The sequence below is a fragment of the Bordetella tumbae genome, assembly GCF_965139195.1.
Lineage (GTDB): Bacteria > Pseudomonadota > Gammaproteobacteria > Burkholderiales > Burkholderiaceae_B > Bordetella_A > Bordetella_A tumbae.
The window spans coordinates 335582-361281 of sequence record NZ_CBCSJH010000001.1 but is presented as its reverse complement, the minus strand read 5'-3'; the positions used below and the strand labels follow the sequence as shown (position 1 = coordinate 361281).

General features: G+C 59.8%; 21 protein-coding genes, 1 pseudogene and 1 riboswitch. Of the genes and pseudogenes, 10 read left to right on the top strand and 12 right to left on the bottom strand.

The window, feature by feature from the left end:
* Position 1 precedes the first annotated feature (1 nt).
* Both ACNA0J_RS01705 and ACNA0J_RS01700 read left to right on the top strand, forming a co-directional pair.
* The gene (locus tag ACNA0J_RS01705) at positions 2-940 is read left to right on the top strand and encodes a FecCD family ABC transporter permease (RefSeq protein WP_415816497.1); all 939 of its coding nucleotides are present in this window, start codon (positions 2-4) and stop codon (positions 938-940) included.
* Positions 940-1728, top strand: a complete 789-nt coding sequence (locus tag ACNA0J_RS01700) for a heme ABC transporter ATP-binding protein (RefSeq protein WP_415815755.1) — start codon at positions 940-942, stop codon at positions 1726-1728. Before ACNA0J_RS01705 ends, ACNA0J_RS01700 begins: the two co-directional genes overlap by 1 nt.
* Before the next feature lie 303 nt (positions 1729-2031).
* Here ACNA0J_RS01700 and rodA read toward each other — a convergent pair whose 3' ends face one another.
* The 5 genes from rodA to ACNA0J_RS01675 form a co-directional block, all read right to left on the bottom strand.
* The gene (gene rodA, locus ACNA0J_RS01695) at positions 2032-3168 is read right to left on the bottom strand and encodes a rod shape-determining protein RodA (protein WP_415815753.1); all 1137 of its coding nucleotides are present in this window, start codon (positions 3166-3168) and stop codon (positions 2032-2034) included.
* Positions 3165-5372 carry a penicillin-binding protein 2 gene (gene mrdA, locus ACNA0J_RS01690; RefSeq protein WP_415815751.1) on the bottom strand — a complete coding sequence of 736 codons (2208 nt, stop codon included), beginning with the start codon at positions 5370-5372 and terminating at the stop codon, positions 3165-3167. The genes rodA and mrdA overlap by 4 nt, the downstream gene beginning before the upstream one ends.
* Positions 5373-5396: 24 nt before the next feature.
* The gene (gene mreD / locus ACNA0J_RS01685; RefSeq protein WP_415815749.1) at positions 5397-5963 is read right to left on the bottom strand and encodes a rod shape-determining protein MreD; all 567 of its coding nucleotides are present in this window, start codon (positions 5961-5963) and stop codon (positions 5397-5399) included.
* Positions 5950-6834 (bottom strand): rod shape-determining protein MreC, encoded by an 885-nt coding sequence (mreC, locus tag ACNA0J_RS01680; protein ID WP_415815747.1) that lies wholly within the window; start codon positions 6832-6834, stop codon positions 5950-5952. Before mreC ends, mreD begins: the two co-directional genes overlap by 14 nt.
* Positions 6835-6913: 79 nt before the next feature.
* On the bottom strand, positions 6914-7957 hold the full coding sequence (locus tag ACNA0J_RS01675; RefSeq protein WP_094823631.1) for a rod shape-determining protein: 1044 nt from the start codon (positions 7955-7957) through the stop codon (positions 6914-6916).
* A 226-nt stretch (positions 7958-8183) separates the two neighbouring features.
* Here ACNA0J_RS01675 and gatC point away from each other — a divergent pair, with 226 nt between their 5' ends.
* From gatC to gatB, 3 genes are read left to right on the top strand one after another with little or no spacing between them, the layout of a single operon-like run.
* Positions 8184-8492 carry an Asp-tRNA(Asn)/Glu-tRNA(Gln) amidotransferase subunit GatC gene (gene gatC / locus ACNA0J_RS01670; protein ID WP_094823632.1) on the top strand — a complete coding sequence of 103 codons (309 nt, stop codon included), beginning with the start codon at positions 8184-8186 and terminating at the stop codon, positions 8490-8492.
* Between the two features lie 3 nt (positions 8493-8495).
* The gene (gatA, locus tag ACNA0J_RS01665; RefSeq protein WP_415815744.1) at positions 8496-10040 is read left to right on the top strand and encodes an Asp-tRNA(Asn)/Glu-tRNA(Gln) amidotransferase subunit GatA; all 1545 of its coding nucleotides are present in this window, start codon (positions 8496-8498) and stop codon (positions 10038-10040) included.
* A complete protein-coding gene (gene gatB / locus ACNA0J_RS01660; protein WP_415815742.1) occupies positions 10037-11494 on the top strand; it encodes an Asp-tRNA(Asn)/Glu-tRNA(Gln) amidotransferase subunit GatB in 1458 nt (485 codons plus the stop codon). The genes gatA and gatB overlap by 4 nt, the downstream gene beginning before the upstream one ends.
* Positions 11495-11570: 76 nt before the next feature.
* Here gatB and pyrE read toward each other — a convergent pair whose 3' ends face one another.
* Positions 11571-12239 carry an orotate phosphoribosyltransferase gene (gene pyrE / locus ACNA0J_RS01655; protein ID WP_415815740.1) on the bottom strand — a complete coding sequence of 223 codons (669 nt, stop codon included), beginning with the start codon at positions 12237-12239 and terminating at the stop codon, positions 11571-11573.
* A gap of 147 nt (positions 12240-12386) precedes the next feature.
* Between pyrE and ACNA0J_RS01650 the strand changes: the two genes are divergently transcribed.
* Both ACNA0J_RS01650 and gdhA read left to right on the top strand, forming a co-directional pair.
* Positions 12387-13175: an exodeoxyribonuclease III gene (locus tag ACNA0J_RS01650; RefSeq protein ID WP_415815738.1), complete on the top strand. Its 789-nt coding sequence runs from the start codon at positions 12387-12389 to the stop codon at positions 13173-13175.
* Between the two features lie 431 nt (positions 13176-13606).
* Positions 13607-14950, top strand: coding sequence for an NADP-specific glutamate dehydrogenase (gene gdhA / locus ACNA0J_RS01645; RefSeq protein ID WP_415815736.1), 1344 nt, complete (start codon positions 13607-13609; stop codon positions 14948-14950).
* A gap of 325 nt (positions 14951-15275) precedes the next feature.
* On the opposite strand, the gene ACNA0J_RS01640 is transcribed toward gdhA, so the two are convergent.
* Complete coding sequence (locus ACNA0J_RS01640) at positions 15276-15962, bottom strand: hypothetical protein (RefSeq protein WP_415815734.1); 687 nt, start codon at positions 15960-15962, stop codon at positions 15276-15278.
* A gap of 546 nt (positions 15963-16508) precedes the next feature.
* Here ACNA0J_RS01640 and ACNA0J_RS01635 point away from each other — a divergent pair.
* The gene (locus ACNA0J_RS01635; protein ID WP_415815732.1) at positions 16509-18638 is read left to right on the top strand and encodes a hypothetical protein; all 2130 of its coding nucleotides are present in this window, start codon (positions 16509-16511) and stop codon (positions 18636-18638) included.
* A 103-nt stretch (positions 18639-18741) separates the two neighbouring features.
* Here the strand turns inward: ACNA0J_RS01635 and ACNA0J_RS01630 are convergent, their stop codons facing one another.
* The 4 genes from ACNA0J_RS01630 to metX all read right to left on the bottom strand — a co-directional run bounded on the left by ACNA0J_RS01630 (position 18742) and on the right by metX (position 22831).
* Positions 18742-19380, bottom strand: coding sequence for a trimeric intracellular cation channel family protein (locus ACNA0J_RS01630; protein WP_415815730.1), 639 nt, complete (start codon positions 19378-19380; stop codon positions 18742-18744).
* An 89-nt stretch (positions 19381-19469) separates the two neighbouring features.
* Complete coding sequence (locus tag ACNA0J_RS01625) at positions 19470-20753, bottom strand: muropeptide transporter (RefSeq protein WP_415815728.1); 1284 nt, start codon at positions 20751-20753, stop codon at positions 19470-19472.
* Between the two features lie 150 nt (positions 20754-20903).
* Positions 20904-21521: a methionine biosynthesis protein MetW gene (gene metW / locus ACNA0J_RS01620; protein ID WP_415815727.1), complete on the bottom strand. Its 618-nt coding sequence runs from the start codon at positions 21519-21521 to the stop codon at positions 20904-20906.
* Entirely contained in the window at positions 21518-22831 is a 1314-nt protein-coding gene (gene metX / locus ACNA0J_RS01615) for a homoserine O-succinyltransferase MetX (protein ID WP_415815725.1), read from the bottom strand. The genes metW and metX overlap by 4 nt, the downstream gene beginning before the upstream one ends.
* Positions 22821-22900, bottom strand: a riboswitch (SAM riboswitch). (Overlaps the previous gene by 11 nt.)
* 237 nt (positions 22901-23137) lie before the next feature.
* Between metX and ACNA0J_RS01610 the strand changes: the two are divergent.
* A pseudogene (locus ACNA0J_RS01610) lies at positions 23138-23305 on the top strand (helix-turn-helix domain-containing protein); the annotation flags it as partial.
* 139 nt (positions 23306-23444) lie between these two features.
* On the opposite strand, the gene ACNA0J_RS01605 reads toward ACNA0J_RS01610, so the two are convergent.
* Positions 23445-23927, bottom strand: coding sequence for a hypothetical protein (locus ACNA0J_RS01605; RefSeq protein WP_415815723.1), 483 nt, complete (start codon positions 23925-23927; stop codon positions 23445-23447).
* 194 nt (positions 23928-24121) lie between these two features.
* Here ACNA0J_RS01605 and gshA point away from each other — a divergent pair, with 194 nt between their 5' ends.
* On the top strand, positions 24122-25699 hold the full coding sequence (gene gshA, locus ACNA0J_RS01600; RefSeq protein WP_415816495.1) for a glutamate--cysteine ligase: 1578 nt from the start codon (positions 24122-24124) through the stop codon (positions 25697-25699).
* Position 25700: the final 1 nt, after the last annotated feature.

Below are 25700 nucleotides of genomic sequence, written 5' to 3'. Positions count from 1 at the left end.
AGTGGCCTTGCTAGCCGCCTTGAGCGGCGCCGTCCATATTCCCTTGGCAGACGCGTTGCGCGTGCTGACCACCGGCGCCTCGCAGCCTAATGACACGTTATGGCGCAACGTGCTGCTGGACATTCGATTACCACGCGTCTTGTTTGCCGTCGTGGCGGGCGCGGCGTTGGCGATTTCCGGTGCAGCGATGCAGGCCCTGTTTCGCAATCCGCTGGCCGAGCCCGGCTTGGTCGGAATCTCCGCAGGCGGCGCGCTGGGCGCCGTTGCCGCCATCGTGCTGACCACGGGCGGCTTCATCGTCACCGCACCTGCTGCCTTTGCCGGCAGCCTGCTGGCCACAGCGGCAGCCTATGCCGTCGGGCGACGCGTTCCGGGCGTCGCCGGCCTGTTGTTGGCAGGGATCGCCATCAACACCGTCGCCGGCAGCTTGATCGGGCTGCTCACCTACATGGCCTCCGATGCGCAACTGCGCGACCTGACGTTCTGGAACATGGGCAGCCTGGCGGGCGCCAGTTGGTCATTGTTGGCCTTTCTGGCGCCGTGGACACTCGTGTGGTCCCTTTGGCTGATGCGCCAGTGGCGCGCCATGAACGCCCTCTTGCTGGGAGAACGCGAAGCCCAGCATCTCGGCTTCGCCCTCGTCACGGTCCGCTACAAACTCGTCATGGCCACCGCACTCATCGTGGGTCCACTCGTGGCCGCCACGGGCGGCATCGGCTTTGTCGGACTCGTCGTGCCCCATCTCGTACGCATGACCCTGGGAGCCGATCATCGTTGGCTATTGCCAGCCTCGATGCTGACCGGCGCCTTGGCGCTCACGCTGGCCGATTGGTTGGCTCGCATCGTCGTGATCCCGGCCGAGCTGCCCATAGGCTTAGTCACCAGCCTGGTCGGCGGACCCTTTTTCTTGTGGTTGCTCGCGCGAGGACGACGATTCTGATGAGCCTGCGTACGATAGACCTAGACGTATCACGCGGTTCGACCCGCATACTTTCCAATGTCTCGCTCAGCATCGAGCCTGGCGAAGTACTGGGCCTATTGGGCGCCAACGGCGCCGGCAAATCCACACTGCTCGCAGCCCTCGCCGGCGAGCTGTCGCCCGCCCGTGGTCATATCGAATTAGACGGCTCACCGCTGACCCGCATACCGCCACGCCGTCAGGCCCGGCAACGCGCAGTCCTGCCGCAAAAGCCCTCACTGACATTTGATCTGGGTGTACAAGAAGTCGTCGCCATGGGTGCCTACCCCTTCCCCGAACTCGACCCCGTCGAAGTCGAGGAACTGACCGCATCTTCGCTCGCCTTGGCCGGCGTCCCCCACCTGGCACAACGCCGTTATCCCGACCTGTCCGGCGGCGAACAACAACGCGTGCAATTCGCCCGCGTCCTGGCCCAGTGCCAGGCCCAGCATGACCCCAACCTCTCGCGCTACCTCTTGCTGGACGAGCCCATCTCCAGCCTGGATCCCAAACACCAGATCGAACTGCTGCGCACCACCGCCGACCTAGCCCATACCCAAGGCCTGGGCGTCCTGATCATCGTCCACGACATCAACCTGGCCGCCCGCTGGTGCGACCAACTCATCATGCTGGGCAACGGCACCGTCATCGCCAACGGCCCCTCCAAAGACGTACTGACCCGCGACAACCTGCGAACCGTCTACGACATCGAAACCGACATCCTGCCCCACCCCACCATGCCCAACCGCATCCTGGTATTGCCGCATTAGATATGCCACAGCAACGCAGGCAGCCACTCCTACTGCAACCTCACCCGCCGGCAGCGCAGACACGCACTACTGCAATCTAATCTAACAGCGACGCACGCATGCCATTACTGTGAGTCCGTGCCGCGTGCCTGGGTGCCGCGCCGGCCCGTAGAGCCGCGATTNAGCCTCGCGCAGCGAGGCCGAGGCCCCTGCTCATGGGNCGAGTCGCGGCGATAGGNCCGGCGCGGCACCCAGGCACGCGGCACGGACGGCTTAATAGAGACACCCGACGCGATCTAGAGACACCCGACGCAATTACCCACGTCAGGCCTTATCCCCCCGATACCGCGAAATACTCATCAAAATCCCGCAAGCAATCCCCATCGTCAACAACGCCGTCCCCCCATAGCTCATGAACGGCAACGGCACCCCCACCACAGGCAAGATCCCCGTCACCATCCCCACGTTAACGAACACATAGATAAACACCATCATCGTCAACGCCCCCGCCATCAAGCGTCCAAACTGCGTCGTAGCCCGCACCGCAATCGTCAACCCTCGAGCGATCAGCAAGGCGTACAACAACAGCATCGCCACGCCTCCATACAGCCCGAACTCCTCCGCATACACCGCAAAAATAAAGTCCGTCGTACGCTCGGGAATAAAGTCCAAGTGTGTCTGCGTCCCCTGCATATACCCCTTGCCATAGAGCCCCCCCGACCCCACGGCGATCATCGACTGAATCGTATGAAACCCCTTGCCCAATGGATCAGAACTGGGATTGAGCAACGTGCACACCCGCTGCTTCTGGTAATCATGCAAGACCACCCAATCCACACCGGGCTGACATAACGTATCTTCGTAATAGATCAGCGTCCCTATCCCCAAGATACCGACAATCGCAATCGGGGCAAGCAATTTAAAGGACAACCCGGCGAAATAAATGACGCAAAACCCCGCGCCAAACACCAACAACGCCGTGCCCAAGTCAGGCTGCAACACGATCAGGCCAAAAGGCGCGGCCAGCATCGCCGCAGCGACAAGAAAATCGCGGATACGCACATCGCCGTCATGCCGCTGGAAATACCATGCCAACATGAGCGGCACAGCGATTTTCATCATTTCAGACGGTTGAATACGCGTGATGCCTAGGTTCAGCCAACGCGTGGCTCCCTTGCTGGTTTCCCCAAAAAACTCCACCCCCAGCAACAGTGCAACGCCGACGATATAGAACGGCAATGCCAGACGCATCAACATATGCGGCGGCACCAAGGCCACCACCCACATCGCAAAGAACGCAATCAGAAAATTGCGCGACTGATCGGCAAAACGCCAGTCGGTACTACCCACCGCCGAATGCATCACCGTCAGACCCAACGCGGTAAACAACGCCAGAATGATCAGCAACGGCCAGTCAAAGGCGAGAAAGACGCGGACCAGGATAGCGCCCAGACGTTTCATTGCTTGACTCCGAATCCAGACGATTCGAACAAGTCGTTCAAATCGGACCGCGCTGGCGCGGTAGAGGGGCGCTGCGTCGCCCTTGGTGCTTGCTGAGCGGGCGCCGCTTTGGGTGCAGATCGGGGCCTCATGCTTGGGGGAGGCTTATCCGAGCCCGGAATGAGCGGTGGCAGCGGCTCGTCCTGCGGCGCATCATCCAGCACTACCCCCGGCGGCGGCTCCACGAGATCGTCTGAACTCGTCGCGCCAGGCACCACAGGCGCCGACACACCCGTAGGAACGGGAGTCTCGCTTTGCGCCGGCACAGACAACGGCGCCACGTCTGAGGGCAGCATGATGCGCGAGCCAGCCGTCGGCTTGGCAGGCCGCGACAACCAATAATCGAACACCGTACGGGCAATGGGCGCCGCAACGCTCGCCCCCCACCCTGCGTTTTCCACCAATAGCGCTACGGCAATACGCGGTTTATCGGCCGGCGCAAAACCCATGAACAACGCGTGATCGCGTAAACGCTCATCCAGCTCATGCGCCCGGTATTGGGATCCACGCAGGCTGAACACCTGCGCCGTGCCAGTTTTGCCCGCCGCCTGGTACGCCGCACCGGCAAAGGCTCGTCGTGCCGTCCCCGAGCGCACCACGCCGACCATCGCGCTCTTGACGAAATCGACATTCTCTTGCTTTAACGGAATGCGATATTCCGGTGTCGACGGTGTCGGCGTCACGACGCCTGTATGCGTATCGCGCGTCGCATGCACCAAATGCGGTTTCCGATAGGCGCCGCTGTTAGCCAAGGTCGATGTCCCCTGCGCCAACTGCAGCAATGTGAACGAGTTATACCCCTGCCCCACCGCCACCGAAATCGTCTCGCCCGCATACCATTGCTGTTGCCTGCGGTCCTTGTATGCCTGGCGTTTCCACTCGGTCGAGGGCAACACGCCCTTGCGTTCGCCATCCAGGTCAATACCAGTGATCTGCCCGAACCCAAACTGCTTGGTAAAGTCATGCAGCCGGTTCACGCCTATTTCCGGCCCCAGCGAATAGAAATACGTATCCGAAGACACGACGATAGCCTTGTGCATATCGGTCATGCCATAAACCGCACCGCCAGCGTTCCGAAAACGCTGCCCCCCGAATTCGAAAAAGCCTGGATCGGGAATACGTGTCTTGGCGTCGCGCACACCCAGTTCCAGCGCTGCCAACGCCACAAAAGGCTTATAGGTCGAGCCAATCGGATAAGTACCGTACAACGGCCGATTGATCAGCGGATGATCCGGCGACTCGTTCAACAAGCGCCAGTTTTCCACGTCGATACCATCGATGAACAGATTCGGATCGAACGCAGGTTTAGAGACAAACGCCAAGACCTCGCCCGTGTTGGGATCGATGGCAACCAGCGCGCCGCGGTGATTTCCAAAAGCCTCTTCGGCCACACGCTGCAAGCCTAGATCAATGGACAGCATGACGTCCACGCCAGGCACCGGATCAGTACGCTGTAACGTCCGCACAGGACGGCCGCTCGCATTGACCTCGACCTCTTCGATCCCGGTCTGGCCATGCAGCGCCTTTTCCCAGCTTTTCTCGATACCCTTTTTACCGATCACATCGGTGCCGCGATAATTGCCCAGCTCGCCAGAGCTTTCCAACGCTTCGATATCGTTTTCCGCAATACGGCCGATGTAACCCACCACATGCCCTGCCGTGGCGCCCTGCGGATACTCGCGCACCCAACGAGCACGCAACTCCACACCAGGAAACTCAAAAGCATGGGCCGCGAACCAGGATGCCTCGGTGTCATTCAAGTTGTTGCGCAGTATCAGACTGGCATACCGCCCCGATTCCTGCACCCGGCGTTTAAATCGACGCTGATCGCCTGGGCTGACATACACCACAGGCGTCAGGCGTGCCAGCATGGCATCAATATCACCGACCTGGCCCGGCACCACCTCTAGCGTGTAGGTCCGGTAATTGCGCGCCATCACCACACCATTGCGATCCAGGATCTCTCCACGGCGTGGCGCAATGGGAACCACGGCAATGCGATTACGATCGGCTCGCTCGGACAGCCCCTCGTAGCGGTCTACCTGCAAAAACCAGAAACGCCCAGCCAACACGCAAAAGCAGGCCAGCGCAAACAAACCGCCCACCCAGGCGCGCAGCCCAAAGCGCTGCTTTTGCTGTTGGCCGATTTTTTTGAATTCAAACATGGCGCGCCGCTATCCAACCCGGCGCTAGACCGACGAGGACTCAACGTCGTCGGTGCCTCGCTGCGGCAAGTGCAGCACGAAACCTATCAACGGCCACATCGCCGTCGTCAGCAAGACACTCAGGCCCCAATCCCAGCCGGACCATCGACCGGCCAGCCACGCCAGCACGAGTTGTTGCACCAAGCGCGCGACAAAGAACACGGGCAACATGTGTATGCCCTGGCTCCAGAGATCAAAATGCCGCAACCGGCGATGCAACGCCACCGCCCCATATGCCACCAAGGTATATGACAACGCATGCGCACCCAGCACACTGACATCGTGCACATCCATCAGCAGGCCAAAGCAGAATGCCGCCACCAGCCCGACCCGGCGCGGTTCGTGCACGCACCAAAAGGCCAGGACCAGCACCAGAATATCGGGTGCCCCTTCCCAGACGCGCCAGGGCAACAATGACAGCAACCACGCCGCCACGATTGAGCCCCACACAAAAAACACATTGGCCGGGCGCGACAAATGCTCGGGAGGGACGTTGCGAGGCGTGCCCAAACGGCGCGGGGGTTGCTGGGCCGACGAGTTATTGCGATCCACCGGATTCGGCCTCTTGAAGATCAGACTCTGCGCGAGCGACATCGACTTGGAGCACCAGGAAATGGCGATGCCGCTCGGGATGCGCCAAAGGCTCGCATACGGCTCGCGCAAACCCGGACGCCGTATCCCGTTCGACCGTCAACACCTTGGCCAACGGCAGGCCTGCGGGGAACAAGCCTCCCACGCCACTCGTGACGATCGTGTCGCCTTCCTGGATATCGGCATTAGCCGCCAGAAAGCGTACCTCGATGCGGCCCGGCGAATTCGAACCAAAGGCAATCAAACGCAGGCCGTTGCGCAACACCTGAACGGGTACAGACACTCGTTCGTCGGTGACCAGCGCGGCCTCGGACGCCTGTGGCGTCACACGTACGATCTGCCCTACCACACCGCCTTCGTCAATCACCGGCATGCCGGGCGCCAGCCCCGCCTGACTGCCCTTGTTAAAGACCAGCCGTTGCTGAAAACTATCGGCCGGCTCATACAGCACCTCGACCACCACCGCAGTCTGATCGACGGTATCGGTCACACCCAACAACCGGCGCAACTGTGCATTCTCAGCCGCTAGCTGAGCCGCATGCGTCGTGACTTGGGACAACTCGATACGCTGCCGCTGCAAGGCCTCGTTTTCGGTGCGGTTATTGTTGGCCGCATCGACCCACTCGTTGAACTGCCGCACAAAATCACGCGGCGCCATCACGGTGCGCTGAAACGGATACAACCCAATGGAAACTGCGCGTCGCAACGGCTCCAGCAGATGAAACTGAGAGTCGAGGACCAGCAAGGCGAGCGACAAGGCGACCATGACGGCCAACCGGATTTCTACCGGCGGGCCGCGCCTGAACAGCGGTGGAGACCCTTGTCGTTGCATGAATACCCAGCTTTGGCGTCAGCCCGCAGCCACTGCGCCGGACATCGCCGGCATGGCGACGCCCGCTGGCGGGACAGACTTATTCGTTAATGAAAATCGCGCCCAGTTTTTCCAGATGCTCGAGCGCTTCGCCGCAACCACGGACCACGCAGGTCAGCGGATCCTCGGCCACGACGACGGGCAGCCCTGTTTCCTCTTGGAGCAAGCGATCGAGATCGCGCAGCAATGCCCCACCGCCGGTCAGAGCGATGCCCTTGTCGGTGATGTCGGCGCCCAACTCGGGCGGGGTTTGTTCCAATGCGATCTTGACGGCGGACACGATCTGGTTCAACGGATCGGTCAGCGACTCCAGAATCTCGTTGGACGACACCGTAAAGCTGCGCGGCACGCCTTCGGCCAGATTACGGCCCTTGACTTCGATCTCGCGGACTTCGGAACCCGGGAAGGCGGAACCGATTTCTTTCTTGATGAATTCGGCGGTGGGCTCGCCAATCAGCATGCCGTAGTTGCGGCGGATGTAGTTGACGATGGCTTCGTCGAACTTGTCGCCGCCGACGCGCACGGAGCCCTTGTAGACCATCCCGCCCAGCGAAATCACAGCGACCTCGGTCGTGCCGCCACCGATATCCACCACCATCGAACCGCTGGCGTCCGAGACGGCCAGGCCGGCACCGATGGCAGCAGCCATCGGTTCTTCGATGAGATAGACATGCGAGGCGCCGGCGCCGAGGGCAGATTCGCGAATGGCGCGTCGTTCGACCTGGGTCGAACCGCAGGGGACGCAGACAATGATACGCGGGCTGGGGGCCAGCATATTACGCGGGTGAACCATGCGGATGAACTGCTTGAGCATCTGCTCGGTCACCGTGAAATCGGCAATTACGCCGTCTTTCATGGGGCGGATGGCTTCGATGTTGCCTGGGACCCGTCCCAGCATCTGCTTGGCCTCCTGGCCAACCGCCTGGATGATTTTTTTGCCATTGGGGCCGCCTTCATGGCGGATGGCGACGACCGAAGGCTCGTCGAGCACGATGCCCTTGCCCCGGACGTAGATCAGCGTGTTGGCGGTACCGAGGTCGATCGCCATATCGCTGGAGAAGTAACTGCGCAGGAATCCGAACATGAGGGCTCAGCGAGATTCAGAAATAATGCCGGGCTGCAGGTGACGGACTGGTAAACACGAGCCCGCCGCATTGCTGCAGCGATTAAACCGTGAATGATAACTTATAATTTCCCTGAAAATAGCGCAAAAATGCTGGTAATTCATGCTTTGTCACAGGGACGGATACCGTACAAACCCGCACCTGAGCCCAGCAGCCTGCCCCTTCGATTTCTCATAGTCTCCCTACATGGCGCTCAACGAACAAGACGTGGCCCGGATTGCCCGGCTGGCCAGAATTGAATTGACCCCCGATCAGCTCAAGCTCGCCGAGGGCGAGCTCAACGGCATTCTTCACCTGATCGAGCGGCTCCAAGCCGCCGACACCCAGGGTGTAGAGCCGCTGGCGCACCCGCTGTCGGCCCATCAGGACATCGCCCTGCGTCTACGGCCGGACGCCGTGACCGAAACCGCCTCCGAGGCGAATCGCGCCGAACTGATGGCCAATGCGCCGGATGCCCGCGACGGCTTGTTCCTGGTCCCCAAGGTCATCGAATAAATCATGACGACTTCTGCCCTCCACACCCAATTCGGCGGGATCGCCGAACTGCGCGCTGCGCTCGTGCAGCGCCAGGTCAGCGCCCGCGAGCTGGCGCAAAGCGCCCTTGCTGCCGCCCAAGCCGCCAGCGGCCTGAATACCTTTCTGCACATCGACGAGGCTCTCACCCTGGCCCAAGCCGACGCAGCCGACGCAGCCCTGGCCGCCGGCACGGCGGGTCCGCTGGCCGGTGTGCCCATTGCCCACAAAGACGCCTTTGTCACCCGCGGCTGGCGCACTACTGCCGGCAGCAAAATGCTCAAGGGCTATGCCAGTCCCTTTGACGCCACGGTCGTCCAGCGCCTGCAAGCAGCCGGCGCCGTCTCGATCGGCAAACTCAATTGCGATGAGTTCGCCATGGGATCGGCCAATGAAAACTCCGCTTACGGCGCCGTTCGCAACCCGTGGGACACCAATGCCGTGCCTGGCGGCTCGTCGGGCGGCTCGGCCGCTGCGGTAGCCGCCCGCCTGGTCGCCGCCACGACCGGCACCGACACCGGCGGTTCGGTACGCCAACCCGCCGCGCTGTGCGGCGTCAGCGGCATCAAGCCCACCTACGGCACCGTCTCGCGCTTTGGCATCGTGGCCTTCGGGTCCAGCCTGGACCAGGCGGGCCCGCTGGCCCCCAGCAGCCGCGACCTGCTCGAGCTGCTCGATCCCATGAGCGGCTTTGATCCCAGCGACGCCACCAGCCTCGAAAGCTGCGACGGCGCGCCCAACGTCCCGGGCCGCATCCGCGCTGCCTACGACGCGGCGCAGGCAAGTTACGCCGCCGCCGGCAGCCTGCCCCTGAAGGGCCTGCGCATCGGTGTCCCCCAGGAATACTTCGGCGCGGGCCTGGCCCCGGATGTCGCCGCTGCGGTCGAAGCCGCGCTGGTGCAATTCGAGGCCCTGGGCGCACAACGCGTATCGATCTCGCTGCCGCGCACCGAATTGGCCATTCCGGCCTATTACGTGATCGCCCCTGCCGAGGCCTCCAGCAACCTGGCCCGCTATGACGGCGTGCGCTACGGCCACCGCGCCCAGGAATACACCGATCTGAACCAAATGATCGCCCGTTCGCGCGCCGAGGGCTTTGGCGATGAGGTCAAGCGCCGCATTCTGATCGGCACCTATGTGCTGTCGCACGGGTACTACGACGCGTACTACCTGCAAGCCCAGCGCGTGCGCCGCCTGATCGCCCAGGACTTCCAGCGCGCCTACGCCGACCAATGCGACGTCATCATGGGGCCGGTGTCGCCCACCGTGGCCAAAAACCTCGGCGACAACCGCGACGATCCCACCGCCGACTGGCTGGCTGATATCTACACGCTCGGCGTCAGCCTGGCAGGGTTGCCCGCCATGTCCGTCCCCTGCGGTTTCGGCGGCGACGGCCAGCGTCGCCCCGTCGGCCTGCAAATCATCGGCAACTATTTCGACGAAGGCCGCCTGCTGGCCGTCGCCGACCGTTATCAACAAGTCACCGACTGGCACCGCCGCGTGCCCGGCCAGCAAGGCAGTGAGCAATGAACTGGGAAATCGTCATCGGCCTGGAAACGCACACCCAGCTTTCCACCGACGCCAAGATATTTTCGGGCAGCAGCACGCGCTTTGGCGCGGCTCCGAATACACAAGCCAACGTCGTCGACCTGGCACTGCCGGGCAGCCTGCCCGTCATGAACCTCGGCGCGGCCGAACGCGCCATCCGATTCGGGCTCGCCGTCGGCGGCACTGTTGCACCGCGCTCGGTCTTTGCCCGTAAAAACTACTTCTACCCCGATCTGCCCAAGGGCTATCAGATCAGCCAGTACGAATTGCCCGTCGTGCTGGGGGGATCGCTCTCGTTTTTTGTCGGCGAGGAGGAAAAAACCGTCAACCTGACGCGCGCCCACCTCGAAGAAGACGCCGGCAAATCGCAGCACGACGATTTCACCCTGTCCAACGGCAATCCGGCCAGCGGCATCGACCTGAACCGCGCCGGCACCCCGCTCCTGGAAATCGTGACCGAGCCCGAAATGCGCTCGGCCGCCGAGGCCGTCGCCTACGCCCGTGCGCTGCATAGCCTGGTCGTCTGGCTGGGCATCTGCGATGGCAACATGCAAGAAGGCTCCTTCCGCTGCGACGCCAATGTCTCCGTCCGTCCCGTAGGCCAAAAGGAATTCGGCACCCGCACGGAAATCAAAAACGTCAACTCGTTCCGCTTTCTGGAACGCGCGATTTTGTTCGAGGCTCGCCGCCAGATCGAGCTCATCGAGGACGGCGGCACCGTGGTCCAGGAAACCCGCCTGTACGACGCCGATCGCGACGAAACGCGCAGCATGCGCAGCAAAGAAGACGCACACGATTACCGCTACTTCCCGGACCCGGACCTGCCCCCGCTCGTGATATCGCCCGAGTGGGTCGAGCAGGTACGCACCGAGATGCCCGAGTTGCCCGCAGCACTGCGCGAGCGCTTCGTGCGCGAATACGGCCTGTCAGCCTATGACGCCGCCCAGCTGTCCGCCAGCCGCGGCATGGCCTCCTATTTCGAGGCCGTCGCCCAGGCATTGCCCGCAGGCCAAGCCAAACAGGCCGCCAACTGGATCATGGGCGAGGTCGCCGCCACCTTGAACCGCGAAGAAAAAGACATCGCGGACGCACCGGTCCAGGCTCCTGCTCTCGCGGCACTCATCGGCCGCATCATCGACGGCACGATTTCCAACAAGATCGCACGCGACGTGTTCTCTGCCATGTGGGCGGGCGAACAAGGCGGCCAGCCCGACGCCATCATCGAGGCGCGTGGCCTGAAGCAAATCAGCGACACGGGCGCAATCGGCGCCATGATCGACGACGTGCTCAACGCCAACCCGGCTATCGTGGCGGAATACCGTGCAGGCAAACAAAAAGCCTTTAACTCACTGGTCGGCCAGATCATGAAAGCCGCCAAGGGCAAGGCCAACCCGCAGCAGGTCAACGAGTTGCTCAAGCAAAAGCTGGATAGCTAAAAGCGCCCCAAAAAAAATGGGCCAGTGCAAACTGGCCCATTTTCCTTCCGATGACGGGCGACAAGCCCGCCACTCATCACAAAATCCCGTATTTCGCCCGATACGCCAACACCGCCTCACGGTGGCTCGCAAATTGGTCATCGTCCTGCAGTAACGTCAGAATATCGGCCAACGATGCAATGCTGACGACCGGAATACCGTAGGTTTTCGCAACCTCTTGCACGGCGGAATGCGGCGACAGCGCATCGTCCGCGCCCGCACGTTCCTGACGATCCAGCGCAATCAACACCGCCGCCGGCTCCGCTCCCGCGGCATGGATGATCTCTACCGACTCGCGCACCGACGTGCCTGCGGTGATGACATCATCAATAATGACGACCTTGCCCTGCAACGGCGCGCCCACCAGCGTACCGCCCTCGCCGTGATCCTTGGCTTCTTTCCGGTTAAAAGCGAATGGCACGTCGCGCCCCTGCATGCCGGCATGCCCAGCCAGGGCAACCGACGTCGCCGTCGCCAGCGGGATACCTTTGTAAGCCGGTCCGAACAACATGTCGAACGCGACACCGGAATCCAGCAACGCCTGAGCATAAAACTGGGCAAGCTTACCCACCGATGCGCCGCTGTTGAACAAGCCCGCGTTAAAGAAATAAGGGCTGATACGGCCTGACTTCACCTTGAAACTGCCAAAACGCAACACGCCCTCATCGAGGGCAAAACGGACAAAGTCGGTAGAAATAGCGGCCATGATTAGAGACTTCCAATAGGAGATCGGACGCATTTTAACGTGTCCCCTGCAACGCTACCGACGCCATTCGTCCATGGCAAGCCGGCCTCAGTCGGTTAAAGTCCGTCTTTAGGCCGGATGGCCAACCGCTATACAGGAGTCTTCGTCGTGCTGCGTATCACCTCACTCAATCTCAACGGCATCCGGTCCGCCTTTCGCAAAGGCCTGCAACCTTGGATGCAAACCCACAGTGCCGATATCCTCTGCCTGCAGGAAATCAAGATCGCCGATGCCGACCTGACCGAAGACCTGCGGCATCCCCCTGGTTACACCGGGCATTTTTCCCACGCTATCAAAAAAGGCTACAGCGGCGTCGGTATTTACCTGCGCAATGCGGCGGAACGCGTCCAGATCGGCCTGAACTGCGAGGAATTCGATGCCGAGGGCCGTATCATCCGCGCCGACTGGAAAGATCTGTCCGTCATCAGCGCCTACCTCCCCTCGGGCTCCAGCGGAGACGAACGCCAACAGGCCAAATACCGGTTCCTGGACGTGTTCGGCCCCTGGATCGACGAACTGATGAACGAGCATAAGAAAACCGGCCGCGAGTTTGTTATCTGCGGCGACTGGAATATCGCGCACAAAGAGATCGACCTGAAAAACTGGAAAGGCAATCTGAAAAACTCGGGCTTTTTGCCCGAAGAACGTGCCTGGTTGACCGAGGTCTTTGATCGACGCGGATTTGTCGACGTCTTTCGCAAACTGGACGAGCGCCCCGATCAATACACTTGGTGGAGCAACCGCGGCCAAGCCTGGGCCAAGAACGTGGGCTGGCGTATCGACTACCAGATTGCGACCCCGGGCATCGCTGCGCGTGCGCGCAATACAGCCATCTATAAAGACGAACGCTTCAGCGATCATGCGCCGCTGACCATCGACTACGACATAACGTTGTAAAGCACGCATAAAACTGATTGCCAGGGCCTTAAAATAAATAGGGACGCATTAATAATTAAAATTGCCTGTTCCTCTATTTATCAGGCCCTGATTTGTCCCCAAGTGCATGTATTAACGAAAAAACCCTGGGCGAAACTTTCACCACAATAAATGGTGACGCATTAACTCTCGCAGGTAGAAATATCCTGACCAGCGTAAAAGGAGCAATTCACAATATCTGGAACGAGCCCTTTGATACATTGCGTCCCCAATTTTTCTAGACATCCAGCCCCAATATTGGCGCGGGTTTCCGGCGAATGATTCGTTTTGCACGCCCCCGCCGATACCCCTACAATTGCGCACCGAGCCAGTGCCATTGCGCACTATTTTGGACCGAATAGCACCACATCCGGGCATTTATGCACCGGTCTGCGGCACCCCAGGAGACCCCATTGAAACTGCAAAGTCTTGACGACTTTTTGCGTCAGGTCGCTGTGCGCGACCCGCATCAGCCCGAATTCATGCAAGCCGTGCACGAAGTCATGTCCAGCTTGTGGCCCTTTATCGAGCAGCATCCCCATTACGCCGAGCACGCCTTGCTCGAGCGTCTGGTCGAGCCCGAGCGCGTCATCCAGTTCCGCATTTGCTGGACGGATGATCAAGGCAAGCCCCACGTCAACCGCGGTTTTCGCGTGCAACACAGCTCGGCGATCGGCCCTTACAAGGGCGGCATGCGCTTTCACCCGTCGGTCAATCTGTCGGTATTGAAGTTCCTGGGTTTCGAACAGACCCTGAAAAATGCGCTGACCACCCTGCCCATGGGCGGCGGCAAAGGCGGCTCGGACTTCGACCCCAAAGGCAAATCCGACGCCGAAGTCATGCGTTTCTGCCAGGCACTGATCCTCGAACTGCATCGCCACCTGGGCCCGGACACCGACGTACCTGCAGGCGATATGGGCGTGGGTGCACGCGAAGTCGGCTTCATGGCCGGCATGATGAAAAAAATCTCCAACTCGGCCGCCAGCGTCTTTACCGGCAAGGGCCTGACCTTCGGCGGCAGCCTGATCCGTCCGGAAGCCACCGGCTACGGCACGGTGTACTTCGCCGAAGAAATGCTCAAGCGCACCGGCCTGTCGTTTGACGGCCTGCGGGTCGCCGTCTCAGGATCGGGCAACGTGGCTCAATACGCCATCGAAAAAGCCATGAGCCTGGGTGCACGCGTCGTTACCGTATCGGACTCCGACGGCACGGTCGTCGATGAAGCCGGCTTCACGCACGAAAAGCTGGCCGCGCTGATGCACATCAAAAATGACCTGCGCGGCCGTCTGGCCGAATATGCAGGCCAATTCAAATTGACCTACGTCGCAGGCAAGCGCCCGTGGCACGTGCCGGTCGACGTCGCCCTGCCCTGCGCGACCCAGAACGAACTCGAAATCGACGACGCACGCACGCTGATCGCCAATGGCGTCAAATGCGTCGCCGAAGGCGCCAACATGCCGTCCACGCTGGAAGCCGCCAAGGCCTTCATCGAAGCCGGCGTCCTGTACGCCCCGGGCAAAGCCAGCAACGCTGGCGGCGTGGCCGTGTCAGGCCTGGAAATGAGCCAAAACGCCATCCGCCTGGCCTGGACCCGCGAAGAGGTCGATCAGCGCCTGCACTCCATCATGCGCGACATCCACGAAAACTGCGTGCGTCACGGCCAAGGTCGCGGCACCGCCGTCAACTATCTGGATGGCGCCAACATCGCCGGCTTCGTCAAAGTCGCCGACGCCATGATCCAGCAAGGCCTGTACTGAACCTCTGTTCCCATACAGCCCCGAAGCCCGCTCTCTGTTCAGCGGGCTTTTTTTCGTTACCCCTTCCCGAGCGCAGCAAGCTCCTGCGCTCCGCACACAACAGGCCTGCGCTCAACACGCTAGCTGGTTGAATAGCGCAGTCCCTCAATCCGTAGGCACCGCATTCGAGTGGACACTGCCTGAAGGCACTAGATGCGATGCTGCCGATGATCGGCAGCATCGCATTTTCTGACGCCCTTTTGAATGGCGGAGCTCAGTCCAACTTCAGGGCGTTTTAAACGCCCCCCAAAAACCAGAAACTGAACACCTCAGGAATGACACGCGCCTATAAAACGGTACAGCGCGATTGCGGCGCCGCAAATTCCTCAAAACGCGTGCGTATGGCATATTTTGCAGGCAAGGCAAGAATGGCACTTCGCGCGCTGTCTCCCAGGCAGTTTGGGATATCAGGCTGGGCACCGAATATGCATAGCTGGTAAAAGCTGTCGTACCTGTTTTTCTTGACAGCAAGCAGCAACGGGGTGTCTCCCTCGTAATCTTGAGCGTTGAGAATCTTCAACCATATTTCGTTAGATTCCACCTTTCCGTACATACATTTGAACTCCTTCCTCACTGCATCTAGCTCCTCAAGCGACGCCTGGCTGGGCAAGGCGCCATACATGCTGAACGCATCCTGACGATCATATATATAGCTAGTCACAGCGTAGAAAAGCTTAGAGATAAGCTCACCATTATTGCTCTCTGCCGCAAACATGATCGGCGTACGCCCACCAATGATGGGCGGCGTGTGGGTAAGGTCCTCTTTAGTACGAAAATTCCACACCTCGATGGGCAGCTTCTCCATCATCGCCATCAACGCGTTATCTTTTCGCTGTGCCGCGGCTTGATGCAACAACGAGTATGGTGAATTTTTAAGCCCTTTTACGATCAACGCGACGTTTTCCTGATGATCGAGCAAGCTATTGATCGCCGCGTCGTCATCCTGCTCCACGTACTTTTTCAAACTCTCCATCGGGGTCTGATCCAGGTACGTGCACTCTGGCGGGATCGGGTTGACATAGGATGCGACACCACTAGACACTTTAATCATTATCTTTTAAACCTCACTGTTGACAGGGCAGCCACACGGTACGAATCCATCGGCCGATAGGCAACGACGCACTAGTTCAAAATCGATATGCTGGTCAGCATAACAATTGCCCTACCGCAGCAATCACAACTTATACAAAATCGGACTGAGCTAACTAAAAACCAGTCACAAGGGTACGCCTGCACGTGCGGACTATCGTCGAGGTGTTCACACGAGCGGAGCTCGCCATGGAGGCGGGATAACGGCTGCCCGCCGCAGGCGTAGTAGATATGCTGAGCCGCCTTGTTGTTCCGCGGTAAGCACTAACATTTTTTTGCCGAAGAAGGCAGCGGCGCCAGGGAAATTGGTCCGAAAACACGGTCTCCTGCAAAAAAGCGGCAGCTATTGGCAGCCCGATCACTAACATCGACGGTGCTCAGAAATCCCGAGCCCCTAACCGCCTGCCGCCCTAACCCTGGAACCCATATTATGACTGTTGTTACTGCTCTAAAGCCCTTTGATTTCCACGAAAACTACGCGCCACCCAAGGCATCCAAAAAGTCTCAAGACTCTGCCAATACGTTGCGCCCAAACCTTGATAGTTTTGTTCGCGAGGACTATTCCCCCGTCAAAATGTGTGCAGCCGCGGTGGTTGACAATGCAGAGCCGTCTCTATTGGATAGCTGGGTAGAGATTAAAGAACAGTCCCTATTAGATAGCTGGGTAGCGACTGAAATCGACTCCCACGGCACGTTAGAACAGCCGTTCGACGCCCTGCGCACGGCCACCCGAAAAGGCCTGGAGGGCCAAACCGATCCGACTCAAATAAGTGCTGAGTCGCCCCGCTCCTGGCGCTCAGCATTCACTGCCCCCTTGGTTGGAATGTATAACGCAGCGACTGGTACGGTCCAGGGGTGGGTGGGAAATAATGCACCACAATCAATACAACAACTCACCCCGGGTCAGCGTATAGAACGTGCCGCAGAGTTGGCTTACCAAATCGAGGTGAAGCTGCAACGTTTGGATGAGAGTATTTGCAAAACACACGGCATCAAACTATCGACTCCCGACGCAGCCCGCATTGATTCGGTCCAGCTCTCTACGTGGGACTCTCTCCAAAACTTCTCGGCGCGTACGCAAGGAGCTGTCACCGCAATTCTCGATACTACGGTAGGCGTCGCATCCGGCGTGGCCATCGGAGGCGTAGGTGCGACTGGCATATTGGGAATAGGTTTCGGCGCCGCTGCGTTGAGCGGTGGAACCATCCTCGCTCTGACAGAGATGCGAAAATTTCCAGAGCGAGCTCAGAGCCGTGGCGTACAAAACGTGTTAAACGACCGACTACCCGAGATCCAAAAGGACCTCGACGAGTTGGACGCCATCATCGGTCAAGAGCAACATCGCTGGGCAATGCAACAACGTATTATGGCGACTATTTCGCAGCGCTATGACCACTGCGGCGCGCTGGAACGGCAGATAATAGGAGCCGTAAGAGCACGAGCACGTATCGAAATGGCCTGCGAATTGGAAAATGGCATGCCCGTATCAGTAGCTCACCGCGACGACCCGACGCGTAACGCCGTCCTTACACAGCTCGCACAAACGCGTGATGCACTCTACAACTTCATTGCCTCGCTCATCCAAGAATTCAATGCCCTGAGCGAACGAATGTTGTTCACGCTTCATGTAAGCGAAGCAGCTGCTCATGCCAAAGCGGAAAAAAATGCCGAAGAGGCATTTAAAAATGCACACAGAGCCCTGCTCCTGGACTTATCCACCATCAAGAACAGTACTCTCGCTGCTGACGTTGACGTGATCGCGCTCCAGAACCTGGAAAACAGCGGTACCTCGACAAAGGTGACGGACACCGCTTTGCGGGCCGATATCGCAATTGGCCAAAATCTCACTCGTACGATTCTCTCATCGGGCCCGAATTTTGGCGCTGTCAAATACGCGGCAAAAATAGGCGCGCATGAACGCAACTATGCCGTTCCTAGCAATTTGACGACGGTGAGGTCGATTGCCCGATATATCGATGCGCAGGCCATTTCAAATGCTCGAAATCCATCTGCTGCAGCCACGGCACCCACTTTATCGCAAGGCCAGGACGGCTCTTACACCATTGCGGATCCGGAGCGTAAACTCTACAGCTTCTTGGCAAGCGCCCCCACGGCCCGCGCCAATTTCTCCGATACTGCGGACGTAGGCCCCTCAGCAAAACTGATCGATGCCGGTATTGGACGCATGACCATTGCCGACTATAGCCGCACCTTCCCTGGTGGCGCGAACCAAATGGAGTTCGAGCCCAAGATCGACAAAAGCGGCGCCCACGTCTTGACGGTACGCTTTTTGAACCAACCTGACGAATCCCTGTTCAGGCCCCATCAAGCTACGGCATTGGACATTATCAAGAATCAGCGAAAGAGGCTGGCGACGGAACAAGAGCAAACGCCCGTGGAAACATCGGATTTCACCGGTATGTCTCTTGCAGAGGTAGAGGCATATCTGGACGACATGGCGCTTGTTTGCGAAGAGCAGGCGCAGCTGCTTCACGACGACTATCGTCAGTTGGCCGCATTGAACCAATGGGAAAATCCGACATTCACGCGACGCGCCTGAATTGGCTAAAGTAGTGGACTAATAATCTCTGCATCCCCATTGGCAAGCACATCGCCAATGGGGATGGGTCCACTAGCAGGGTTTGGCCCGTTGATACCGCGTATCAATGCCAATCATCACGGTACACAAAACGTGGCATTTGCCAGTTGAACCTCAACGCCAACAACCGGAACGTCAATCCCGCCACTAACGCCACCGGCACTGCCGCACTAAGGCCCCAGTCCAGCTTTAGCAGACCCAGGTAAAGCGCCCCAGTCACAATCGACACGCTGGCATACAGCTCTTTGCGGAACAGCAGCGGCACATCGTTACATAGCACATCGCGCAGCACCCCACCCGCACAACCCGTGATCATGCCGCTGATCAACACTACGCTGGTCGACATCTCCATCTGCTGCGCGACCTGGCAGCCTATGACCGTAAACGCCACCAGCCCCACAGCATCCAGCCACAGAAATAATCGACGCAGCCGCCGCATCAACGGCGCAATGAACGCCGTCACCAATGCCGCACCGGCAGTCATCGCTAAATACTCGGGATGCGCGACCCACGTCAGCGGATAGTGCCCCAACAGCACATCACGCAACGATCCACCGCCCAGTGCCGTCACGCACGCGATGATGCACACGCCCATCCAGTCCATATCGCGACGTCCGGCTGCCAGCGCCGCCGTCATCGCCTCGGCCACGATCGCGATCAGATACAAGATGTGCAACAACACGGTAGACGTCTCAACAGGCATAGTTATTTCACGCACCTTACGAACAAAATCCCGCTGCGTACCCGCGCGATGCTCGCAGCCCAGCCGGCCCGCGCACAGCCGTCAGCGCATCAGGCCGGCGACTCCAGCGCATCGATTATCCGGCGTTGATGCCAGAGCAACACCAAGCCCGGCAAGGCAATCGCCACCGTCAACAAGAAAAATCCGGGCCAGCCTAGCCAGTGCACCAACGGCGGCGTCAACGGACCAGCCAGATAAATCCGCCCAACCGCCGACAAAGCCGACAGCAATGCAAACTGCGTCGCAGAAAACCGTTGCTGGCACAGCCCCATCAGCAATGCCACAAAGGACGCCGTCCCCAGGCCGCCGCACAAGTTTTCCACCCCGACGGCCGTAGCCATCAGCCAGAGACTCTTCGGACTGACCGCAATCACCCAATAACCCAGATTGGAAATCGCCTGCAAAATACCAAAGGCCATCAGCGAGCGATACAGGCCCCACCGGGCCATCAACGAACCACCCGCCAGCGCCCCCACAATCGTCGCCAGCAGACCCAGCACCTTGTTCACGGTGCCTACCTCAGTGGGATCGAATCCGGCGCCACGTATCAAAAACGTCGTGGACAGCGCCCCTGCAAAAGCATCGCCCAGCTTGTACAGCACGATTAGTGCCAGGATCGTATAAGCGCCGCGCCGAGAAAAAAATTCGCGAAACGGCTCCACCACCGCAACACGCAGCGAGCGCGGCGCGGTCACGGGTTGCTCAGGCTCAGGGGCCCAGAGCGTGGCTGCAGAACATAACAGCATCAACACGCCCATCGAGACATACATCGGCCCCCAACCCAACCTTTGGTCCGCCAAAATCAAGGCCAAGCCACCGGACACCACCATCGCCAGCCGATACCCCAGTACCTTGATTGCTGCCCCTGCCCCTCGCTCGTCGCGACGCAACACGTCAGTGCTATAGGCATCAAAAACAATATCCTGCGTAGCGGACAAAAACGCCACCATCATGGCCAACAACGCCAATGGCAACAAAGCCGATCCGGGCGACAGCAGCCCCATCGCCATGATCGCCACGGCCAATAACAATTGCGTGATCAGCATCCAGCCGCGCCGCCGGCCCAGAATAGGCGGCACATAACGATCCAGCAGGGGTGCCCACAGAAATTTCAGCGTATATGCCGAACCCACCAGCGTCAGGAAACCGATTTCCTCTAGCGAAACCTGCTCGACCGTGGCCCACGCCTGCAACGTGCCTCCAGTCAACGCCACCGGCAATCCGCTGGCAAAACCCAACACCAGCAACGGCGCCACCCGACGACTGAAATAGATATGGGATGCGGCAGTAATAAAGGCTCTCCTGACGGCGATGGCGCTGCGAGCGCCGAACATCCGGCATATTAACCAATAGCAGCCCGGTTGCCATCCGCGTGCACACGTACACGGACATCGCAAACATAGCGGCCCCGCTCCCCGGCGCCGCCTAGACGCGCACCACCTCAAATGTCGACATCAACCGCCATCAGCCAGCCAACACCCGCCTCACTCCGCGGCGTAACGATAAACCGCCAAGGTACTGCGCCACCCGGGTAATACCTTGATCTCTCGTCCCTCGTGGAACGTCGCTCGCTCCAAGATCCGCAGTCCCAGGTCAGCCGCCAGCCGCTCGAAATCGCGCAAGGTGCATAGATGGATATTCGGCGTGTTGTACCACTGATAAGGCATCTGCCCCGTCACAGGCATCCGCCCCCGCAAGATCGACCACCCATGCGGCCAATAACCGAAATTCGGAAACGACACGATGCCATAGCGCGCCACCCGCGCCATCTCGCGCAAAATGTGCTCGGTGCGATGCATCGACTGCAGCGTCTGCGACAGCACCACCGTATCAAACTGCTTGTCATCAAACAGGGCCAGGCCATCTTCGAGGTTCTGCTGAATGACCTCGACTCCCCGTTGCACGCAGGCGATCACATGCTGATCGTCGATTTCGACTCCCGCACCTCGCACTGAACGCTCGTCACGCAGATACGCGAGCAACGCGCCATCGCCACACCCCAGATCCAGGACCCGGCTGCTTGGGTCGATCCAACTGGCAATCCTGACCAGATCAGGACGCATACCTTGCGTACGCCCAGGTTTTACCGACACGGGACTCATACTGGCTCCTCTGCAATCCTTCCTGACGGGGTTGCGTCCTCCGTGGAGGACAAAGCGTGTGCCGGCGACGCGGCATTTTCGCCTGACGTCGCCTGCGCCAACCCCAACTCGCGCGCAATACGTTCGTAATACCCTCGTACGACTGCGTGGTAACGCGAGTCATCCAGCAAAAACGCATCGTGCCCATGCGGCGCATCAATCTCGGCATACGTGACGGGGCTGCCATTTTTAAGCAATGCGCGCACAATCTCGCGCGACCGCTCAGGCGGAAAACGCCAATCTGTCGTAAACGACACCAACAGAAAATCTGCCGTGGCTGGTGCTAAGGCACGTGCCAAATCCCCCCCTGTGTTACGAGCGGGGTCAAAATAATCCAACGCACGCGTAATCAACAAATAGGTATTGGCGTCGAAATACCGGGAAAATTTCTCGCCCTGATACCGCAAATACGACTCGACCTCGAATTCCACATCGTAGCCATAGCGATACGCCCCCCCCTCGGCGGGCTCACGTTGCGTACGGCCAAATTTCTCGGCCATGTCGTCATCCGACAAATAGGTGATATGCCCAATCATCCGCGCAACGGACAGCCCGCGCCGGGGCACCGTATGCTGCGCATAATAATCGCCCCCATGAAAATCTGGGTCCGTGATAATGGCGCGCCGCGCCACCTCGTTAAAGCCGATATTCTGGGCGGACAACCGCGGCGTACTGGCCACCACAATGCAATGCGCCACCCGCTCGGGGCACGTAATCGCCCAACTGAGCGCCTGCATCCCGCCCAGAGATCCACCCATCACGGCAGCGAAACGCTCGATCCCGAAATAATCCGCCAGGCGGGCCTGGGCGTGAACCCAATCCTCGACCGTCAGCACGGGGAACGCCGCGCCCCAGGGCTGCCCCGTCTCGGGATTGATACTGGCCGGCCCGGTAGACCCAAAACACGAACCGAGATTGTTCACCCCGATCACAAAATAAACGTTCGTATCCAGCGGCTTGCCGGGCCCCACCATGTTGTCCCACCAACCGACATCCTTGGGATTGTCATGAGCGATACCCGCCACATGATGCGAAGCGTTCAACGCGTGGCACACCAACACCGCATTGGTGCGCTGATCGTTCAACGTGCCATAGGTCTCGACCGCCAGCTCATAGGACGGCAGCGACTGACCACTGGCCAATGGCAGCGGCTCATCAAATCGGATGAATTGCGGAGTCACCATACCGACCGAACCGGGCGCCGGCTCAGTGGATGGCTGGATGGAACCGGGGGCAATCCCCTCGGCAGAATGCAAGGCAGGAGCGGTCATACCGACCTCTTTAGCTGGATTTATAGAGGCGCCCGCAAGCGGATCAGGCAAATCGGCGCCGGTTTGAAGCAGAGATTCTAGCACTCTCAAGCCGAGTCACAGCCTGTCACACGACAGGAGCCCTGCGGCTGATGCTCCCGGGACATCCCCGCGCCAGCGCATCAACGGGCCGATACACGCTCAGATGAGTCCGATAACTCATCGCAGATCCTGTCTTAGCTATAAATCCTGCGTATCACATGGAAAATCGCGCGACCTAATTCTCGCAATTCACCATTTCGGCAGCTCTGCGCCACCGCACATGTTATGCAAGGACGTCATCTTTCCGACCGCGAAGTCGCGTGCCTGCACTGGTCGTCGCTGGGGAAAACCAGTCGGGAAACCGGCCTCATCCTGGGGGTCACCGAGCGCACCGTCAACTTCCACATCGGCAATGCCTGTCACAAACTCGGCGTCAACAACCGAGGCGCTGCGATCGCCATCGCCGTCAGACGACGCCTGCTGCCCGTCCTAGTCACCGAGCCTCAGCCTTTGCGCCCAGAAAAAACCGTCCGACCCACGCGGACCGCATCGACCGTACGCCGCATCCCTGAATCTCCGCGCACTGACTCGCCTACTTCAGTTTCACCGCCCGCACGAACTCCTGAGCCGGATCCACAGGCAAACTCTGCTCGGTCCCTGCGGCTACCGCATCGATCAACATCGTATCGGTCACCCATACCCGGGCCATCAGCCAAGCCGGCTGTTGCCCCGCACGGCCCCGTGCCACGATCTCGTCCCCAAAATTCGGCAGCGGCGACGGCACCGGAGCCCCCATGTTCACATAGAGAGACCGCATCAACGCTTGACCCAATGCCTCCCGCGCCGCCCGATCCTTTGCAATCGCCGCGGGCAACGGCGCAGACCCCACCGCAAACATCGCTTGATCGACCTGCGCCGTAGTCAGCGAAAATGCCAACGCCTGGCCCCCGAGAGAAATGTTACGCGTTTCCGTCTCGACCTTGGCCGGGAAAGCCGCCTGCACATGCCCGTCGGCCACCACCATCTCGCGCCAGTTGTAACTCGGCGTGCACCCGCCAGCCAATAACAGCACCATACAACACAGCTGCAACACCGCGGAACGCGGCCCACGACGACAAAACAACCGAAAAATCATCATGTTATGCCCTCCCTCACGCATAATGATATGGATGAATTGTCACCGATCCCCGGCTCTCAGAGAGGTTACCTCGGCAGGAATCGCCCACACCTCGTAAAATCCGGCCTCAATATCCGAATATTCATATGACTGTGACCGATACCACCGCCAGCCGCCTGGCCCGCCTACAGGCCCATACCGCCCTGCTTGCCCAGACCCTGCGTGGCATCGAAAAAGAAGGGTTGCGCGTCGACAACCAGGGGCGCCTGTCCCGTACCGCCCATCCGGCCGGGCTGGGTGCTGCGCTGACCAACCAACATGTCACGACCGATTATTCCGAGGCCCTGCTCGAGCTGATCACTGGCACGCATGACCGTGTCGACCCTCTGCTGACCGAGCTGGAAAATACCCATCGCTTTGTCTATAGCGTGCTGGATGACGAGCTCATCTGGAATCAGTCCATGCCGGCGGTTCTGCCCGTCGAGGCCGATATTCCCATCGCCTGGTATGGCAAGTCCAACACCGGCATGCTCAAGCACGTCTACCGTCGCGGCCTGGCCGAACGCTATGGCAAAGCCATGCAATGCATCGCCGGCGTGCATTACAACTTTTCCTTGCCCGATGCGCTGTGGGGCGTTCTGGATCCCGGCACGCCTGATCCGCAAGACCAGCGTTCGCGCGGCTACATCAGCCTGATCCGTAACTTCACGCGCTACTCGTGGCTGCTGATGTATCTGTTCGGCGCCGCCCCCGCCCTGTCGCGCCAATTCATGGGCGACAACGCTCAGCAATTGCAGCCCCTGGGCAACGACACGCTGTACCTGCCCTACGCCACCAGCCTGCGGATGAGCGACCTGGGCTATCAGAACAAGGCCCAATCTCAGCTCAAGCTCTGCTACAACGATCTCGATACCTTTCTGGGCCGCCTGTACGAGGCCGTGTCCCAACCTTGGCCCGACTACCAAGCCATCGGAACACATCGCAACGGCGAATGGATCCAGCTCAACACCAATGTGCTGCAGATCGAAAACGAGTACTACTCCAGCATTCGCCCCAAGCGCGCTACCGGCCGCGGCGAGCGGCCTATCACCGCACTGGCCGAGCGCGGCGTGCAATACGTAGAAGTCCGCTGCCTCGATATCGATCCCAGCCAGCCCGTAGGCATCGCCGCGGACACGGCTCGCTTCATGGACGCATTCTTGTTGTTCTGTGCCGCGTCGGACAGCCCGTATTTCCCGCAGAACGGCTACTGCCAACGTAGCGCAGACAACTTTTCCGTCGTCGTCAAAGAAGGCCGCAAACCCGGCTTGCAACTCGACCGCGACGGCGTGGCCATCGAATTACCCGTCTGGGGCCACGAGCTGCTCGATCAGATCGCTCCTTTTGCGGCGCTCTACGACCAGTCCTTAGGTGGAGACGCCTATACGCGCGCCCTGCAAGCTCAACGAGACAAACTCGACCGCGCCGACGATACACCCTCGGCACGCCTGCTCAGCGACCTGCACGACAGCGGCCTGTCGTTTCACGACTACTCGCTGCAGCTCAGCCGCCGACATGCAGACACTCTGCGTGCACAACCTCTGCCTGCCGACATCGCCGCGACCTATGCCGAGGCGGCACGGCAGTCACATGCTGAGCAAACGCACCTCGAACAAAGCGACACGGTCGACTTTGATACCTATGTAGCGCATTACCACGCGGCATTGAAGGCGCCTAAATCCGTGAAATAGT